General features: G+C 51.0%; 15 protein-coding genes. 2 read left to right on the forward strand and 13 right to left on the reverse strand.

Annotated elements, in window-relative coordinates:
- The first annotated feature begins 81 nt into the window (after positions 1-81).
- Both NSS64_RS17715 and NSS64_RS17720 read left to right on the forward strand, forming a co-directional pair.
- A complete protein-coding gene (locus NSS64_RS17715) occupies positions 82-1,908 on the forward strand; it encodes a class I mannose-6-phosphate isomerase (RefSeq protein WP_341140974.1) in 1,827 nt (608 codons plus the stop codon).
- Positions 1,898-2,851, forward strand: coding sequence for an ROK family protein (locus tag NSS64_RS17720; protein WP_341140975.1), 954 nt, complete (start codon positions 1,898-1,900; stop codon positions 2,849-2,851). Before NSS64_RS17715 ends, NSS64_RS17720 begins: the two co-directional genes overlap by 11 nt.
- A gap of 573 nt (positions 2,852-3,424) precedes the next feature.
- On the opposite strand, the gene NSS64_RS17725 is transcribed toward NSS64_RS17720, so the two are convergent.
- The 13 genes from NSS64_RS17725 to NSS64_RS17785 form a co-directional block, all read right to left on the reverse strand.
- A complete protein-coding gene (locus NSS64_RS17725) occupies positions 3,425-4,978 on the reverse strand; it encodes a response regulator transcription factor (protein ID WP_341140976.1) in 1,554 nt (517 codons plus the stop codon).
- 393 nt (positions 4,979-5,371) lie between these two features.
- Positions 5,372-7,816 carry a glycoside hydrolase family 38 N-terminal domain-containing protein gene (locus NSS64_RS17730; RefSeq protein ID WP_341140977.1) on the reverse strand — a complete coding sequence of 815 codons (2,445 nt, stop codon included), beginning with the start codon at positions 7,814-7,816 and terminating at the stop codon, positions 5,372-5,374.
- Between the two features lie 116 nt (positions 7,817-7,932).
- Positions 7,933-9,423: a discoidin domain-containing protein gene (locus tag NSS64_RS17735; RefSeq protein ID WP_341140978.1), complete on the reverse strand. Its 1,491-nt coding sequence runs from the start codon at positions 9,421-9,423 to the stop codon at positions 7,933-7,935.
- Positions 9,417-9,671: an acyl carrier protein gene (locus NSS64_RS17740; RefSeq protein ID WP_341140979.1), complete on the reverse strand. Its 255-nt coding sequence runs from the start codon at positions 9,669-9,671 to the stop codon at positions 9,417-9,419. The genes NSS64_RS17735 and NSS64_RS17740 overlap by 7 nt, the downstream gene beginning before the upstream one ends.
- Positions 9,661-10,719, reverse strand: coding sequence for a Gfo/Idh/MocA family protein (locus NSS64_RS17745; RefSeq protein ID WP_341140980.1), 1,059 nt, complete (start codon positions 10,717-10,719; stop codon positions 9,661-9,663). The genes NSS64_RS17740 and NSS64_RS17745 overlap by 11 nt, the downstream gene beginning before the upstream one ends.
- Positions 10,720-10,746: 27 nt before the next feature.
- Positions 10,747-11,469 (reverse strand): ABC transporter permease, encoded by a 723-nt coding sequence (locus NSS64_RS17750; RefSeq protein ID WP_341140981.1) that lies wholly within the window; start codon positions 11,467-11,469, stop codon positions 10,747-10,749.
- Between the two features lie 90 nt (positions 11,470-11,559).
- Positions 11,560-12,363 (reverse strand): ABC transporter permease, encoded by an 804-nt coding sequence (locus NSS64_RS17755; protein WP_341140982.1) that lies wholly within the window; start codon positions 12,361-12,363, stop codon positions 11,560-11,562.
- Entirely contained in the window at positions 12,360-13,343 is a 984-nt protein-coding gene (locus NSS64_RS17760; protein WP_341140983.1) for an ABC transporter ATP-binding protein, read from the reverse strand. The genes NSS64_RS17755 and NSS64_RS17760 overlap by 4 nt, the downstream gene beginning before the upstream one ends.
- A 10-nt stretch (positions 13,344-13,353) precedes the next feature.
- Positions 13,354-14,265, reverse strand: coding sequence for an FkbM family methyltransferase (locus NSS64_RS17765; protein ID WP_341140984.1), 912 nt, complete (start codon positions 14,263-14,265; stop codon positions 13,354-13,356).
- On the reverse strand, positions 14,265-15,149 hold the full coding sequence (locus NSS64_RS17770; RefSeq protein WP_341140985.1) for a hypothetical protein: 885 nt from the start codon (positions 15,147-15,149) through the stop codon (positions 14,265-14,267). Before NSS64_RS17770 ends, NSS64_RS17765 begins: the two co-directional genes overlap by 1 nt.
- 2 nt (positions 15,150-15,151) lie before the next feature.
- Positions 15,152-16,330, reverse strand: a complete 1,179-nt coding sequence (locus NSS64_RS17775) for a radical SAM protein (RefSeq protein ID WP_341140986.1) — start codon at positions 16,328-16,330, stop codon at positions 15,152-15,154.
- Positions 16,284-17,393 carry a hypothetical protein gene (locus NSS64_RS17780; RefSeq protein WP_341140987.1) on the reverse strand — a complete coding sequence of 370 codons (1,110 nt, stop codon included), beginning with the start codon at positions 17,391-17,393 and terminating at the stop codon, positions 16,284-16,286. The genes NSS64_RS17775 and NSS64_RS17780 overlap by 47 nt, the downstream gene beginning before the upstream one ends.
- A gap of 33 nt (positions 17,394-17,426) precedes the next feature.
- On the reverse strand, positions 17,427-18,755 hold the full coding sequence (locus NSS64_RS17785) for a hypothetical protein (protein ID WP_341140988.1): 1,329 nt from the start codon (positions 18,753-18,755) through the stop codon (positions 17,427-17,429).
- Positions 18,756-18,763: the final 8 nt, after the last annotated feature.

Raw genomic sequence — 18,763 nt, forward strand, 5'->3', positions numbered from 1 at the left:
AAATCAGACACCGTATTCAAAGATAATCCCGCACGGACTCCTTACAATGGTGGTAGACCCTTAGAAGGAGTGAGTTTCCCCATGTTTGTTAAACGACCGGTCAACCTTGTACGCAGCCCCATTCCTGTTCCTCAGGACGGCATACCCTTGGCTGCTCCTCCCGCAGTGCTCCGGGAAGGCTATTCTGCGATTACCGCTTCCCTGCTTCAGCTCGCCAGTGTGAAGGGAAGCGGCACGCTGTATGTTGCTTTTGACGGAACCCACGGCGCCCCGTTTCAAACCGTTCTGCAGCGGGCAGTGGAAGCGCTTGAGCAAGCGGGTCATTCCGTGTCCCTCATCGGCTCGGGCAGCTATCTCAAGTCAGGCGAAGAGCTGCGGGAATTTTTTGCCGCCAATATTACGGATAACCGTGCCTTCGGCTATTTCACTGATGGTAGTATAGAGGATTATTTCCGGGCCGGGGCCAGGGCAGACGCCGCCCGCAGGCTGGATGAGTCAGAGCCGGGCGCGGATTCGGCTGCATTCTGTATAGTTTTTGGACCGGGAGCTTACTGGCTTGGAGAGGGCCGGTTCGATCTTTCCTGCTACCTGGATGTCTCGCGTGAATACCAGCAGGCCGGCCACCGGCAGGAGCTGCTGAGTTTCGGCCTCAACTGGAACCGGGATGCGGTGGAGAAATATAAAATCGCCCTGTTCGTGGAATGGCCTATTCTCGAAACCTACCGCAAACACATCCTGGATCAAATGGACTACTACATCGACCTGAATCAGCCCAAGCAGCCAGTCATGACTGCCGTGCCGTCTCTGCGCCGGATGATCTCGGATATTGCCGGGTCACCGCTGCGGGTGAAGCCTTTTTATGCACCGGGGGTGTGGGGCGGGCAATTCCTCAAACAGCTGGCCGATCTGCCGGAGGATTGGGTGAACTGCGCCTGGAGCTTCGAGCCGATTGCCCCCGAGAATTCCATTCTTGTAGGGTATGAAGGCAAAGAGATGGAAATTCCGTTTCTGCTGGTCATGCAGCAGGAGCATCCAGCGATTCTGGGGGAACGTCTGACCGGCTTATTCGGAAATTATTTCCCGATCCGCTTCAACTATCTGGACACGATGGACGGAGACAATCTGTCCTGCCAGGTCCACCCTACCCAGGACTATATCCGCAGCCGGTTCAATGAATTCATGGCCCAGCAGGAATCCTATTACATCATGGAGCAGCAGGGGGATTCCGGGGTCTATCTGGGACTGACTGAAGACTGCACACCTGAGCAGTTCCGCCATGAGGTGCAGAAGGCTCAGGAGACAGGCATCCCGCTGCCGCTGACCGATTATGTCAACCGTTATGCGTCCCGGAAGGGCGAGCTGTTCCTGATCCCGCCCGGAACCGTTCATTCCGCAGGCAAAGATAATCTGGTGCTGGAGATTTCCTCGACCACCTGGTGGTTCACCTTCAAAATCTATGATTTTCTGCGCAAGGATCTGGACGGCAAACCCCGGCCGATCAACATCGACTTCGCCTTCGACAATATTGACTTCACTCAGAAGACCGCCCGGGTTGAAGATCAGCTTATGCCTTCGCCGGTGCTTCTGCAGCAGCAAGGGGAGAATGAAGAGTATGTGCTGGGACAGCGCGATGATCTGCTGTTCTATGTCCACCGTGTTCACCTGAAGGATACCTGGAAAGACGATACACGCGGCGAAATGACCATGTATAACCTCGTTGAAGGAGAGGGCGTGCGGATTGTGTCTGCTGAGGACGAGGCGGTGTATGTGGAGCTGCATTATGCGGAATCGTATATTCTCCCGGCTGTACTAGGGGAATACACCATCGTCAATACCGGTTCCGGCCCCTGCAAGCTAATCAAGGCCGGTGTCTCCGCAGCATGGGATGTGAGTCTCCTTGAGCCGTAATATCGTACTCGCGCTGGATGTGGGCGGAACTTTTATTAAGACCTGCGTGCTGGAGGACGGCCTTCCGCTGCAAGGCAGTGACATGGAATTCCCCGCCCTGGCTGACCGGGACCGGGAAACGATCCTTGACCATTTCAGATCTATCTTTCAGGCCCAGTACGACCTGTATCAGCACCAACGCCGGGACACTGTAACGGAGTGCCGCTATCATATCGGGATGGCTTTTCCCGGCCCGTTCGATTACAGGCAGGGGATCTGCATGATCCGGGGGCTTGCCAAATTCGAGGCGATCTACGGGCTGAATCTGGGCCAAGCTTTACGCGCACGCTGGCACACTGGCACCTCCGGTGAGGCCGGCCCGCTGCCGGACATGGATATCCGCTTCGAGAATGACGCACGCCTGTTTGCGCTGGGAGTCAGCGCCGAATTCCCGCGTGAGCGGTTCATCGCCTTGACGCTAGGAACCGGCCTCGGTTCCGCCTTCATCGACAGCTCCCGGATCATGGAATCCGGACCGGGCATCCCGCCGGACGGCTGGCTGTATGACCAGCCTTATCTTGACGGCAGGGCGGATGATTGGTTCTCCAGGAGAGGCATCCTGAAGCTGGCCCGTGAAGCGGGGATTGGGGAGGCGGGGCTTCCGGGAGCAGACATGGATGTGAAGGAGCTTGCCCATGAAGCCAGAGAGGGGAATGCTGCCGCGCGCGGGGTATTCACCGAATTCGGAGCCCGGCTCGGGGAGCTGCTCCAGCCTTACGTAGACGGCTACCGGCCGGACTTCATCATGCTGGGCGGGCAAATCTCCCGAAGCCATGACCTGTTCGGGCCTGCTCTGCTGGACCGCCTGCGGAGGCCTTCCTCCCCCGCCTTGACCGTCCGCACGGCAGAGCATGTTCTCGCTTATACCTTCCGGGGCATTGCCCGGATGTTCGGCGAGGGATAGGCGGGGGCATCATCACGTTTCGTTAATGCACCCTGGTAGAGCGTCAGATTTAAACTGATGGATGAGGCGCTATGCTGCCTGAAGGACACAGGAGTGGAGCCAACCCCTTCAGGTTCCTTTTTCTGCCATTCCCAGGCGACCAGCTCCTCCACCATTCCCAGATGAAGACGGAAGTTGTTCCTTAAGGGCATTTAACCCAGCGTAACGGACTGAGGCGCGCTTATTCCGGATGAAGGCACCACTTGTTGAAAGTAACGGACCCCATGGGTCTTATTCATGGAATTTCTACTCCTAGACCTCTCATCGAGAGACGATAAAGGCTCCTCAGTCCGCTAACCCGTAAAAGGTGGCCTTTTCCCGGGAATAGGGTCTCTCAGGTCCGTTAGGAGCAACCTCAAACGGCCGGTGCAGCTTCGTTATATGAAACCACAGAGATTTGCCCGTATTCACAGAATTACATCTGATACTACAATAATGTACATACTCCAACTATTCCCCGTATCCGTTACAAACAGAAATAGTTGGAGCTTTTCCGGCAACCGCTAATGATTGATGAAGCTGACGGAGTGAACCCTAAGGAGAGCCTTCCCTGAACCTGGCCGGAGTGACTCCATGGTAATTACGAAACGTCTGGATAAAATAGGTAGAGCTTCTGTAGCCCAGCTTCTTATAGATATCAACAATCTTCATATTCGTTGTATTCAGCAGCTCGACGGCTTTGTCCATTCTCACCTGCGTGATGTACCGGATGAGACTTTGACCTGTCTCCTTCTTGAACAAATAACTCAGATAACTTGGTGTCAAATAGACCCTCTCTGCGATGCCCTCCAAAGAGAGATCCTGATCGTATTCCTTGTCGATTACATCTGTAATGGTCCGGATCAGCTTGAGATTGGCGGACCTCTTTGGGCTGGCTCCGTTGCCGGTTTCCATGAGGGACAGGATCGCAAACATATGATCCTTCAGATCCTGAAGAGATACGGTCTTATGAATTTGGTCCAAGTAATGATTCATTTCCGCAGGCTCATGGTTTTTCTCTCTCGTCACCACCTTTTTCATAATTTCCGAACAGATGAACTTGGTGTACAGGGACGAGAATTGCCCCTTGGTTCTCAGGTAGGTGAACAGCAGCTCTATACTGTATTTCGCACCGGTAAAATCGTTATACTCCAGACACTGGTAGACCTTATCCAGAATCGGATTCAATTCGATCTCGTCAAAGCCCGCTTGCTCAAAGGGTTCATCGGCAAATAGAAGGGTATACTCATCCATGAAAAACTTGAATTCCAGCATCTGCTCCATCCCGGTATAGGCATCATATAACTGCTGCGGCTGATTCACCGCTCTGCCGATCACCAGACCCACATTCAGCTCCAGGCTCCCGGCGGCGGCGCGGATAAGCTGATCTCCAAGCAGCCGCAGCGTCTCTTTGGGGAGAGGACAGGGGTGCTTGACGAACAGCATACTCTGGTGCTCGCTCAAGTTGACATAATCGAAGGCGTAGCTGAGGTTATCGTGTAACAGCCTAATGAATTCATCGTTGTGAATATCAAAAAACTTCCGGCGGCAATCCACCAGAATCATATGCAGCCAATGCTTGTGTTGGACATATTCCAGCAGTTCGGGGGACATCCATGCCTCCGTATTTATTTTCACTCCGTTTAGGGAGTCCAGCAGCATTTTTTCCTTCTCATACAGAAGTCCCCGGTTATATCCCTCCACCAGTTGTTCGTTCCGCAATTTCTCTGCCGCTTTGTCTTCGCAGGCCTGAACCGCCTCATTCACCACACTGAGAAACTCCGGGATATGAACCGGCTTGAGCAAATAATTCGATATGTTGGTCCGCAAGGCTCTTCTCGCATATTCAAACTCATGGTAAGCGCTGAAGATGATCATTTCAATATCCAGACCCAGGCTGCTAACCTTCTCCGACAACTCCAGCCCATCCATAAAGGGCATCTTGATATCCGTAATCAGAATATCAATCCTGTGCTTCCCGATGATCTCCAGCGCAATCTCGCCATTCGCCGCCAGGATGGTCTCCACTTCCGGATAGTGTTCCTGTATTAATTGCTGAATGCCCTCTCTCTCAATGCGTTCGTCGTCCACAATCAGAATACGGTACACAGCGCACGCCTCCCCTTTTTACACAAGGCTCATTTCTATATAGAGTGTGGTGCCAAATTCTCCTCCGTCACTTTTCCCTGTCCGTATATTTTCAAGTTCAATCTATAAATAAAACGCCCTTAAGATATGAACTTGAAGCTTCATCGTCACTGCGGTGAACATTTGGACTTCCGGCCGCTGTTGTCCCCAGATTTCTTGATTTATTCCGCTCTTCGCGGTGGAAATCCGTGACAAAGGCGGTCGCTACCGCTCCTACAGTTCCAAATTTCCCCTTCGCTTCTTTTGCTTTTTGTTAATTTCTTTTAGTGCTTCTTACATAGCTTGAAGCCTATAAATTAGACAAAAAAAGGGCTTCTCTATAAAAGATTCAGCCCTTCTAATGTCCGCCGGAATTTATGTGGTTCTGAATGCAACCGTGCCTGCATTGGCGCTGTGGCACAACTGAATAGCTTGCTCTGCCGTACCCGCTTCGCTTCCCCATTGCAGCATATAGCGGAATTCGTAGAAGCCCCCGAGGGTGGCCTTGAAGTTCGTCTCCCAATAATTAGTCAGTACCCAGGCATATAATGAGGTATGGCCGTTCTCTTCCTGCTGGCCTTGCACGAGCCTCGGGCCATATTCCAAAGGTCCGGTCTGCATCAGCGGTGTATCCGGGGTGGCAATGGACAGCCCGCCTTGAGGGGATATCACCGCAAGCCCTTCCTGAATACAATAGAAATCCGTACAGGTGCCCGGGATCTGATCTACTCCCGGCCTTAGGACAGCCCCGGCCTTCTCGAACCACAGCTCACTGCTGCCGCCTGCACTAAAGGGGAGGGCGACGTATACATTCTCCGGGTCCCACACGCTATCCTTGTGGATGCGGACGGAAACATCGACTCGCTTCCGGTCCTTGAACACCTTCAGGAATAACGAATAGTGGCTCATCCCTTGAACCTGATATTTCAATTCAATGATGCCGTACACCGGGCCGTTCGTTATTTCCTTCACGCCTGAGAGGACACCCTCCGAACGCTCCACATTCATGCCTTTGCGGTTCCTGCCCATGATTCTCCGAACGGTCATCTGGTCGTCACCGCCGCCGGGGGTCACTTCATTCACCGGAGTGAAGGCTCCGTGAGCCTGACGGGGATCAATGAATTCCTGGCCTGTTTGTGTATCCATCCAGGAGACGATGCCTTCTCCGGCTCTCCACGCAATTCGTACGTAAGGCGATTCTATGTGGTTTTCCGTGATGAACAGCCGCGGAGTCTCCTCCTGCACAGGAGGGAAGATATCGCGGATATCATGAATCCGGTCGGCTCCCCGCAAGCGGGTGCTGCTCGTCGTCACCGGGACGGTCTTCGAGGCTTCCCGGATACTGAACCGCTTCTCTTCCTTCGCGCCCAGCTTGACCATGACCGCAATCTGGTATCCCCTGCTTACCTTCTCCTGCTGATGGTGGACCACTTCTCCGCTCTGCTCATCGACCACCTCAAGCCCCTGCCGGAAATAATCCGCTTCCCACTGCTCCTCCAGATAGAAATGAGCCAGATCCTCTACGGGGTAATCGAAGGAATTGATTACTTTATAGGTGAATGCCCGGTCTGCCCGCAGGAGCACATCGCCCCGCGCCTTCAGTACCGTATCCAGCGAGGCATGAACGAGTCTGCTGGCATTGGCGGCATACGCCTCTTTGCGGACGGCAAGCTCCTGTACCATGATGTGCCAGGGCTCCGAGATGGAGGAGTGATATCCCCAGGTATGCTCGGCATACATCATTAATTGCTGCTCTGCCTGGGCAATATCGCTTGACGCCACCAGCTTGCGCTCCGGGTCCAGCCGCTTGACGACGTCCAGGGTTCGCTGGGCATTCCTGAAGATCTGGGTGTGCATCGCGGTTGAAGCCACACCATCGGACCACCAGTCCGGCCAGTCACCGCTATAGACAGGAATCTCGGCCTCCTGCTGCCGCAACAGGTCGAAGTACCGGTTAAGCGTTGTCATTTCGATCTCAACACGGTCCCCGTGCTTCTGATTCCATTCCTTGATGAAGGTCATGATTCCGGGATTCGGCGCCGAGTTATCCCGCAACAGCCCCATGACGTTCACCAATACGAAATCGTAGGGATACTGCTCCTTCTCCAGCTGATCCAGATAGCGGGCAATGCGGGTCTCGGCCAGCTTCCAGTGATCTTTAGAGATCCCCCATACCGGGTCTTCGTCTTTGATGGTATAAGATAATGCCCCATCCGGATTGATCCCCAGATCATTCCCCATCATGTAATGTTCGCCGCTCCACACCAGCAGGCGGTTGCCTTTGGGCGTCTCCCAATAAAAGGGGAATTGCTTGCGCCCGATGGCAAACATTCCATGATGCGTGTGGATACTGGACAGCAAATTCTCGACTCCTGCGTCTGCCAAAGCCTGTGCATAGCCCCAGCTGTATCCGTTAACATCCGCAGTCATGGCCGACTTCACTTGAAGCCCCAGCGGCCGGGCGAATTGCCCAGCCCGTGCAAGCATACTGCCCAGCAGCTCGAAATTAATCAGTTCCGTCATATTCAAGTAGGTGCCCGATAGCTCAATATCCCCGCGTCTGAGCGCGGCTGCAAATTGTTCCTTCTCCTCTTCCGTGGCTTCCTCCAAGAATTTCTCCACGGCCCAGAAGGTTTCGCAGGTCCATTTAAAGCCCGCCCATTCCTTACGGTCCTCCGTCTGAGCCGCCTCACAGATCGCAATGGCCTGCCTGATAAAGTCCACGTGATATTGCTCAATCTTCTCTTGCCGCTCGGTGTAGCCAATATCCGTATGGGAATGATGAATCACATAAATCGTCCATTTCTTCTTGTTGTTCATGCTTGATTCTCCAATCAATATGGCATTTTATTTTTCACATTTCCATTATATCCAGCAGGCCAAATGGAAGGATATCCTACTTTTTTTTGAAACATATCAGATTCTTGAGGGTTGGATTATACAGGCAGCCCCCACACTTCAAGCTCAAAGATCCGCGCCTGAAAATCATTCTGGGCCGGATAAGTAATATATAGTCTGATGTATCTGAACGAACAGCCGTCAGCCTCATGCACGGTTAAGACAGACTCATTATTCCGTACAGCCGCTATCTGCTCCCACTGCTCTGTGTCGTTGCTTCCCTGAAGCTCATAATCCATCGTGATATAACCGGGGGCAGGCGAATGCCTGATCACAAATTTCAGAATATCTCTCTGCTTCAGCAGATCCAGCAGCAGCCAATGGACAGGCTGGGCGGTGTCCGAATGCCAGGAATCCGTGACCCAATTCTCCCATCTGCCATTCACCGCCTGGCTGGCTTGACAGACTGTCGCCGGGTCAAGGCTATACTCACTATCCGCCGACACCGCAGCACAAGCCGCATAATTCGTCCAAGCCGATGCGGCATTGTGCGCCTCTTGCTCCTTATGATGATAGGCGAGCAGCTTGCCCAGCAGAGAGAACAGCTCCGTATCCAGTTGTCTAATCTCCTTTTTAAGCTGAAGCACTCTACCCGGCGGCATCAGCTTCCGTCTCAGCGTATCCGCATGCCAGCCAGAGATGAGCTGGTATCTGAATTTGATATATCGATCCCGGAACCCGCCGAAGATCTGCCGCCATTCTTCATGAGAGGATAACCAGGGCAGCGCCTTCTCAAAGATATCGAACATAATGATCGCCGAGCCATGGTAGCTCCTGCGCATGGTTTCAAATTCAACCGCAATGGCACTTGCGTCATTAAGCCCCTCCATAAGAGAGACATTGTCATTGAAACGATCCACCGCTTCGATCAAATGATTAGAACAGTTCTCATAGCACTGTGCGAAATCCTCAACCAGCTCCAGATAGCTGTGAACCTCCGGTTCGCCTATTTTCGCTACGCTGAACAGCTTGTTATAACAATAATTCCTGATTTCCTTAAAAGAAGCATTGGATTTACTCCAGATATCCGCTATCAATTCCTCGGTCAGCTGCAGCTTGAAGAAAGGCTCCCCCTTCATCACATTCAAGGTGACCTCCTTGTTCAGCTGATTCTCCCGGATCACAAACAGCCTTCTGGCAGAATCATATTCCGTGATTAGAAAGGCATGATCATCAATGACCGTCCCGTATTGGCTCAAAAAAAACAGGTAGTTGTAGTTGGCAATCATCACGACCGGGCACTGCTGATCAATGTTCATGCGAATCGCCGGCAGAAGCTCAGCAGCATCCGAGACCTCCGTTACCTTAAGGGTTAGTCCCAGCTTGTTAAGAATAGTGCACCTGGAGGCCACCCAGTCCCCGCCCGCTGCCTCTCCCCAATTCATCATGACTGCATACAAAAAGGTATAGTAGAAATAATTCTCATACTGATGAAAGCCTGCGGCACCCGCCATAGGCAAATCCACACAATTGGAGTGCATGGTCCGGTAGCCCTCGCTGTAATAGTCCATCTCCAGGGCTACTAACATACGAGATCCTGTGAATCAATATATTCTCTCCACTTCTGAAGACTGTATAGTTTATCTATATCGAGAAATTCCGGGCTCACCTCTATTGAGAAATGCTCTTCCAGGGCCACCGCAAAATGAATAAACAGCAAAGAATCCATGCCATAACCTCGCAAATCCGCGTCCATACCTGCATTCTTCAGACGGGGAGAACCGCCGGGCAATTGAGCGAGCAGCTTACGCAGCTCCTGTTCTCGGTTATCCAACATTCACAGCCTCCCCGTCCGCTCTATCTTCCAGGGGAGGCTGCCCGGCATGCTTGTTCCTGGCAATCTCATAGATGGCGTTCATGGTTGCCACCCGTTCATAGGATTCAGATAAGGGAATGTTCTCTCTGGTGCCCCCAAGAACCTCAGCCAAGAACCTGAGCTGGTTCACATAGTAATTTTGCGGAGAGTATACAAGCTTGTCTGTTGTTCCCTCTTCCGTATGTTCAACCTGAATAATGATCTTATAATCCCCATAGCAAGGCTTAAAAAAGCCGCTGATCCTTACCTTGGCCCGCTCAAACTCCAGCCAGTGGGTGGCATTGTTCGGCATTTCAAACGAACCCAGGAACTCTGCCTCGACGCCCCCCTCATATTGCAGCGCCGCATGAAAGGTCCAGTCGCATTGATTAATGCCTGAGAATGTCGAGAATCCGTCCAGTGTCTGCGGGGTTAGGCCGATAACCTTTTGGATAAACTGCAGCCAGTACGAGCATTCGTCGATGAAACAGCCGCCGCCGTACTCCGGCTTGAACCGGTAATTATCCGCGCTGTAGTTGCTTTGCAGAATTTCAAAGGAGATCCGGGTTTTGATTTTTTTCAGTTTGCCGTAGGTTTCAGCAGTGATCATGTCTGTTATATCCTGCTGCCACGAATGATGCTGGACCATTAGCGCTTCAAGGACATGCACATCCTGCTGCCTGGCCCGTTCATTGATGAACAGCACCTCATCGGCATGCAAGGCTATCGGTTTTTCAATCAAGACATGCTTGCCCGCCTCAATCGCCTTCAGCGTCCATTCCTTATGCAGGAAATTGGATAATGGTATATAGACCACATCAATGTCCGGCGATGCCAGCAGCTTATCGTAGCTCTCAAAAACATGCGGAATCTGATGCTTCAGCGCATAGGCTGCAGACCGGTCCACATCACGCGAAGCCACACCATACGTTACAAATTGATCAAGCTCCCTGACCGGGTTAATAATCGAGAACGGCGCTATCGTGGAGCAGCCCAAAATTCCAATCTTATACTGCTTCTGAGTATTCATATCCTTACCTCCTGTGATTCCGGATATCTAGCCGCCTGAGCTGTTGTAATTACGAATTGCTTTGGACCAGATCCATCTCGTGATTCCCAGCAGCAGGATGGGAGACAGAATGGCCCAGAGGAAGAGGCCCGGATGTAACCGGTCCAGCACGAATAAGGGTGAAAAGTTAGTAATCAATAGAACAGGGATAACAAATATCCCTATTCGCTGTATCCATTTGGAGTAAATCATCATTGGCATGTTATTCAGCTCGAACAGGCCATTGGAGATGTCATTGACAGCAGCAATCTGAATGAACCAGAACGATAATAACTGCGGGATCAGGAACAGGGTGTAGGTCACGAACAGCCCCAGCACGAGGAAGCAGATGAACCCGCCTATTGAAGCGGCATCGGCCGGAAGCCCCAGTCTTCTCCAGCCCACCACAATCATGGTCACGCCGCCCAGCACATTCGGAATCGCCAGGCCAAAGTCCACATTCCGTAACGTCATCATAAATTGCAGGGAAATCGGCTTCGTTAACAAAAGATCGAGTGACCCCGTTCTTACATGCTCCGGGATCTGCACGAAGTTGATGGCAAACAGTCCCCAATACAACCCCGTCATCAAGGTATAGGTGCCAATAAACAGCAATATCGCATCAATGGGCACGCCATCCAGCGTCAAACCGGCCTCATAGACAATAATCACATACAGGAATTTGGCGAACAGATAGGAGGTCTCCACCAGCAGGCCCATCAGGAAATTCACTCGATACTCCATTTGGGACATCAGGGAATTTTTGATGAACAAGCTGTATATGAAACCGTACTTCCGGAGTGATCTGAGCATCGGGTTCCCTTAACCCCCTACGGCAATATATTTCTTGATCGCCACTTTCCAGATATAGCGCGTAAGCAACAGAAGGAGTCCAATCCATAATAGTTGAAGCTCTATCACATGCAACGCCTGAAGCAGGGTCAGCTTGCCGTTGATTACATTCACCGGCATGTAGATCGTATACTTGAACGGCAGGAAATCGAAGACCGCCAGCCATGTCGCCCCAAAAATATCGAGCGGGAAGATCCCGCCGCTAAAAATTTGAATTAATAACGCTGTAACATGAAAAAAATAAGAGACATCGGTTAACCAGAAGGCAATCGCGCTGACCGAGAAGGAGATCATGAAATTAAGCACAACCGCAAGCATAAGCACGACACCAAAAACCAGGATACGCGATACGCTGATTGGCGCTTTGAAGTAATAAACCATGAACAGCACCACGCCCAGCAGCATGATTAACGTAATGGCAAACGAGAGGACCTTCCCGCCAAGGTAGACACATATTTTATAAGGAAAATAACCGATCGGCCGCACCAGATATTTATTGAGCCCCCCGCTCTTGATATCATGGTTAATGTCATATTCCAGACCCGTAGCCACCAGCCGCGAGATCAGGGCAGCTACGATGGTGTAGACGATCATCTGCTGGTAGGTATAGCCATATAAGTTCATATTGGAGGCATGGCTGTACACCGCCTTCCACAGGAAGAGCTGGATGAAGATCGGGAAGAAGAGACTGGCAAAACCCATAAAAAAGTTAAAGCGGTATTCCATGGAGTTCTGGATTCCCAGCGAAAAGCTGACGGCAAATTTATTGTTCATCTGCGCGGCTCCGGCTGTTCATATAAACGTGCAATGGCTTCTTCCAGGGGAATATCCTCCAGATTCAGATCAATGACGGGAAAGTGATCCATGGCCATTCTGGAATACTCCTTGAACTTCGCACGCTCCACTTCGAGAATGACATCATGTCCGTTATATTCTTTAATCGAACCCATAACGGCCAGATCCTTCCGCTCGACGATGGCCGAGAAGGTCAGCTTCATTCGTTTTTTCTCATTCATGACCTCGTTGATTTTGCGGATCTCCCCGTCATACACCAGCTTGCCCTGATTGATCACGATGGTCCGCTTACACAGGTCTTCAATATCCTTCATATAGTGGCTCGTAAGCAGCAGGGTCGTGCGGAATTCATGATTGTAAGCCTTGAGGAACTCGCGGATGTTCTTCTGTGACACCAGATCCAGGCCAATCGTCGGCTCATCCAGAAAAATAATCCGGGGCCGGTGCAGCAAAGCAGCGATCAGCTCCATCTTCATCCGTTCACCCAGGGACAGTCTTCGGACCTGTACATGCAGCAGGTGCCCTACATCCATCAGCGTCACTAACTCGTCAAGGGTATCCTTATACTTCTGATCACTGATTTCATAAATACATTTGTTTAAGTACAGGGAATCGCTTGCCGGCAGATCCAGCCACAGCTGGTTTTTTTGGCCCATAACAATGGAAAATTGCTTCTTGAAGTCATTTTTTCTCTCCCAGGGCGTGTAGCCCAGCACCTCCGCACTGCCATAAGTCGGATACAGAATGCCGGAGAGCATTTTCAAAGTGGTCGTCTTGCCTGCTCCGTTCGGACCCAGAAACGCAACCATCTCGCCTTCGTTAATATCAAACGAGACCTTGTTCACGGCATCCTTGGTTAATTTCTCCCGGTGGAACAAATTCTTGACCGAGTTTCGGATTCCCGTTTCTTTTTTGTAGTAGTCAAAGGACTTGCTCAATTGATCCACATGAATGACCATACCGGCATCCCTACTTTGCAATGGTTATCAATCTGATGAACGGGCTGTACCTCCGGATATGCTCCGGCTGCAGACCAAATATATTCTGTGCCTGCACTTCCGCAGCGCTATCCAGCTCAACAAGCTCCTCTGCGGACAGTTGAAAGAGCTGATACTGATACTGCTTCAAAAACCGGAATACATCACTTATCGAATTCCCGAACCGTAAAGCCAGAACTTCCGTCGCTTCCAGCATGAGCATGGGTTTCTCATGATGCTGCTGCAAATACTGCTCCAATCCCTGTAATGCTTTTAATTCGCCGCCTTCAATATCGATTTTGATCAGGTCAATATGGCTGATATGCTGCTGCTCAATGTACGTATCCAGCGTCTGCACCCGGCAACGGTAGGTTTCATGCTGCAAGGCCGGGTCAATAATTAACGCAGCATCCTCAGATCCGCTTCTTACAGGCAGATAGATCTCCGCTTCCCCGTTATAGTCAGACAGCGCAAGCTGATTAAGAACGACGTTCTGCAGGTTATTTAATTGGATGTTTCTTGCCAGTTCAGAGAAGGTGGGGCTTACCGGCTCAAAGCTATGAACTCTGCCCTTCTGCCCCACCGCTTGTGCGAATAACGTGGAATACCATCCATAATTCGCCCCGATATCAAACACTTCAAATCCTTCACGGATCAGTATGGACAACAACCGGCTCTCCCCGCGCTCCACAAATCCATCCCGCATGAGAAAACCTAGACTGTTCAAGTGCCCGAGATCCCAGAGAAACCGTCTCCCATCTGTAAGCCTGATCCGGGTCTCCTCCTTATGAATCTCAATCTGCTCCACCTGCTCTTTCAGCGCCCGTCTAAGCAATTGGACAGCCTCGACCCTCTTCTCCCAAAACATCCGCTGGATTTGCTCATATCTGGTTTCGTCCGGCATCATCGGCCTCCTGTTGCATAGGAATGTAAATAAGCCAGCTCATCCTCCGCAAGCTGCTTCAGCTGCTTCACGGTAGCCGTTACCCCTCTGTCCACGCTTATCGTCATCTTCATAAAGCTCACTTCAAGCTTCCTCCAGGCTGAGCCGAGGTGAGCAACATCCATGGTGCTGCAGGTACCGAAATGCCTGAACCGCGATAGAGCAATCGTACGGATGCAGCCAAACCGTTGTTTGAACACAGGGTTATCCATTAAATTCTCCGGCCCCCTATAAGCTCCAACATCCATGATCCGTTCCGCAATTTGGGCAAAGGTACTGGTGAGTAACTCTTCATAGGGCTGTGTAGTTAAGTAAGGCCGGATAGCGTTCAGGTCAGGATTCAGGCTGAGAGGCGGGCTGATTTCCATAACCGGTTCACTGAAGGTGCGCCAGGCCTGCTCCACGCAAGTCCGTTCTGCCAATAGGCTTGTTGCAAAATAAGGATCTGTAATTCTCAAGCTCTGATCGTCTGCCGCTTCAGCCAGCACATAATGCAGCATATGGCCCTTCCCGTAAAATTCCTTCATGTAGGGCACATAATAGGCGTCCACCGGCAGCAGATACATCTCTCCGCGATCCAACGAGTCGAAACGGCAAGGCTTCCCTTCAACCCCATAAGCACGCCGGATGAAGCTAAACAGCTCATTCACCGGCACCGTACTGTCGAACCAGTCATAGCCTGCATAATAATTAATGGAGAAATTATACCTGTACAGCGGATTCGGATCGGCATGATGAACAGACAGCCATAGTGTAACCGCATTCAACAAACAATCATAGGGGCCAAAGGGAACCGCCCAATCCGTCAGCTTGCGGCTCACAGCGGAATTCGTTATAGCCTCCATCCTTATTTTCCGTGAAGATACAGCAGAATGCATTTGGAGCATACCGGCATCAGGCCGCATTGCAGGGTTTCCCGGACCCTTTCAAAATTGTCGCCATCCCATATCTCTTTGAGATCCTGGTCGGCCAGATTCCCCAGGGAGAACTCCGGAAATAATTTGCAGGCACTGACTTCACCGTCAGCCAGCACATCCAGTCTGGTGCGGATCGACAGGCATTGCGTTTTGTTCTGGGCAGGCTTCTCTGAACCGAGTACAAAGTCCCGTACCTCATGTAGTTCAAGCGCGGGCTGATAACGTGTTCTTAAATTCCAGGTTCGCTGGTTAATCCTCTCCATCTGTGCAAGCAGCGAATCAATCCTGTCCGGTGAGATGCGATATTTGAACGAATGCCAGCTGTTGCGGTGCCCTTCCTCCAGATCATCCGCCAGCCACTTGAAATGCTCGTTGAAATAGCGGTCCATATTATTCGATACCTCATCCGGCAAATACCACGGGAAGGTAATATACACCGAGTCAATTCCTTTATTCTCAAAAAACTCCACAAAATCATACAGCTTATCAATCATGACATCGCTGATCGTCAGATGGATGGAGATTTTGCCTTGGTAGATACCCTCCTTCTCCAGCTCCAGCAGCTTGTCAATGCCCGCCATCACCTTCTTGAAGGTGCCCTTTCCCCGGATCGCATCATTCTCCGCTTCGAAGCCTTCCAGACTGATCAGACAGACCAGACTTTTGGACATCTTGAGGATGGAATCCAGCTTCTCGATGATTTGAATTCCGTTGGTGCATAACACCGTCCATCTGGGGTCCTGCTCCAGCAGGTCGGCCAGTTCATTGAACCGGCTGTAGTATAGAGGTTCTCCTCCCCACAGAAACATATTGGCGTTCGTTTCTTTGGTCTGCCGGAATACTTTCTCAATCACAGCGAAATCCAGCTCTTCTCTCTGCTCGGCTCTGCCCAAATCCCGGTGATACCCCTCAGCGTTCCATTCAAAGCAATGCTTGCAGCGCAGATTGCAGCCATTGGTTAATTTAAGCCCGACCTCGACCGGAAGATTCGTAGAATACGTAGGGTTAAGGTGAACCTGTTTGTGCGTGACCGACATATGCTTGATGGTTTTCTTTAACCGTTCAAAGGAATCCCGGTCCAGCACTACGGATGTTTGCGGCTGTCTCATGAAAGCACCTCCCATAATTTAACACCTGAGCCTTATAGCTTCTTAAGTTCTCACTGCATGCCTCCAAAATCTCAAGCGGACAGCCCATACTCATCCATTGCTCATACCTTATGCCAAAACCCAGCCGCTCCCATAGCTCGGCGTTGCAGGCTTCATGCTCACCCAGCGGCTCCAGGAAAATAACCGGCGTGAAGGATTCTAGCGAATCCAGCAGGGTTCCTCCCCCCGGCTTGCTGATGATCCCCTTCGAGTTACAGATCAGCTGATAGAAGCTATGCTTCACCCCGGTATCCTCGTTGAAGCACTGACGGATCACTTCACCGAACGGCGGCAGGGTATATTCATTCTCTTCGTTCTTCATCCAGGGCGACCAGCCCGGCTTCACCATGTAGTAACGGTGGCCGGCTCCATAGGCCTGATCATCCGCCAGCTCATGAATGACGATGTTCAAATCCAGGAAGTGATTCAGCTCTGCTGCCGTTTCCTTGTAGGTCCCCATTCCCCAGCCGCCGCCATGGATAACGAGCCGGTTGTCACGTTCCTTATAATCCTTAGGGGCAGCAAGACCCATGGAAATAGTATAATTCACCCGCTCAGCCGCCCCGTCAAAAAACCAGACATCATTCACCGTAAATAGATCATTCCGGATATTGTTGGAATACAGCTTCCACGAAGGGGATATGACCGCATCCATATGAATCAGCTCCACATGCACATCCTTGCGGTAACTCTTCGCGTACTCTTCTAGAATGGGCATCCAGAACCCCGAGAAAACCATAAACACCCTCCGGTTCTCTTCAGCCCACTTGCCTAAAATCCGGGTTACCCGATCCGGGTCCAGATTCGGTGTGATATCCCTGATCATTCTGTGACCCAGCTTGGCTACTTCAAACCTCTTAGAGAAAACCTTTTTGTTTTCGGTTAATTTCAGTCTTGTCCCGAGCGGATACAGGTTTTCCAGCACTTCAAGATCGGCCTCATAGTACCCGCTTAGCTCTTCACGTAACAGGACCGCGGGCGTATATACCCCCAATGCGACAGATGAGCATAAAATGGTAATCATTTGTCAGCTCCCTCGTTGTACAATAAAGACTGGTCAGTTATAAATCTTCATCGACAGAGACTTCAAGACATCCTTCACCCGGTGAACTAGAGTTAATGCTTCACTCACATCTGAGGTATAGGGAGCAGCTACATAAAGCTTCCCCTTCCGCCATTCAGACTCCGCCTCAGCGAATGCTGTATGTCCTGAGCCTATAAGCGTGCTTGCACCCAGCGGTATAATTCCTTGCCTGTTCTCTTGCGTAAACAACAATTTGTTGGAACCTAGAGCCTCGATAATCTGCATCATGGTCACTTCTGTAGAGCAGCCTGCCGAGATAAAGGTCAAAAAGCTGAACATGGAATACTGCCGGACATATTGATTGATATGATGATTAATCAGCCCCATGGACTTTCTGGCATTAATCTCAACGATGGGTACCATTTCACCGCCAGCCAGCAGCATGGAATCTATGCATACATCTCCGTGATAGCCTGTCTTAAATAAATCCTTGCAGGCTTCTTCCATGATGCTGAAATAATGATTGTTCCAGAGCGCCTCGATAAACCCGGCATCGGCAGGATAGGAGCCTGAATAAGAGAAGGCGTCGTTTACCATCTTTTGAACAGAGAGGTATTGCACATCCCCCTGCGCCGTAATGAACAGCTGACAGGAGAAATCCTCCGTTTTATCAAGCAGGGGTTCGATAATGAACTGTGTTTGTTTGCCTCGATTCTCTTGCTCTTGCAGATAGGCTGCAATTCTCTTCAGCATTCGCTCGCCCGAAATTAGCATATTGCCCCGGCCTGAGACACCCAGCGGGTCCTTCACCAGCACTTGTCCGGTCTGTAGCAGCTCTGAGCCCAGGGTCAGCAGTTCCTCCGAGCTGTCAGCTATAAAGGAACTATTGCGAGTGCCCAATCGTTGTCTTAGTTCATGAGAATAAATCTTTGAATTCACTGCTCGAACTGTATCTAAGGAGGGAAAATGATTACCGAAAATGAACCTGCGCACTAACTCACTGGTATCGGACAGTATAGAATAGGGAGAGATCAGAGCCTCTGTAGGGAGTAGCTGCTGGTAGTAGCTTGCATCAGCCATTAGAAGATCAAACACATGCAGCGTGTAGTCATCCGCATGAACGGGATTTCTGCAATGAACATTGGTGAAGGAATAGCCGAGCTGCGATAAATAGCTTCTGAGATGCTCGTCCATGGGCTGCCGGGTGAACAGAATGTCCTGCTCCTTGCATAACGGAAACAACAATTCATCCATGCCCATCGTCACAGCTTGACTGCTGCTCATAGAAGGAAGCATAGATCCATGCGGACTCCGCCACCACGCTTCGGAATCAAAGGTGCCCAGATACACGGTTGACTTCATAATGAAGC

Origin of the sequence: Paenibacillus sp. FSL H8-0122, from assembly GCF_038005345.1 — a bacterium.
In the GTDB taxonomy this organism is placed as follows: domain Bacteria; phylum Bacillota; class Bacilli; order Paenibacillales; family Paenibacillaceae; genus Paenibacillus_AQ.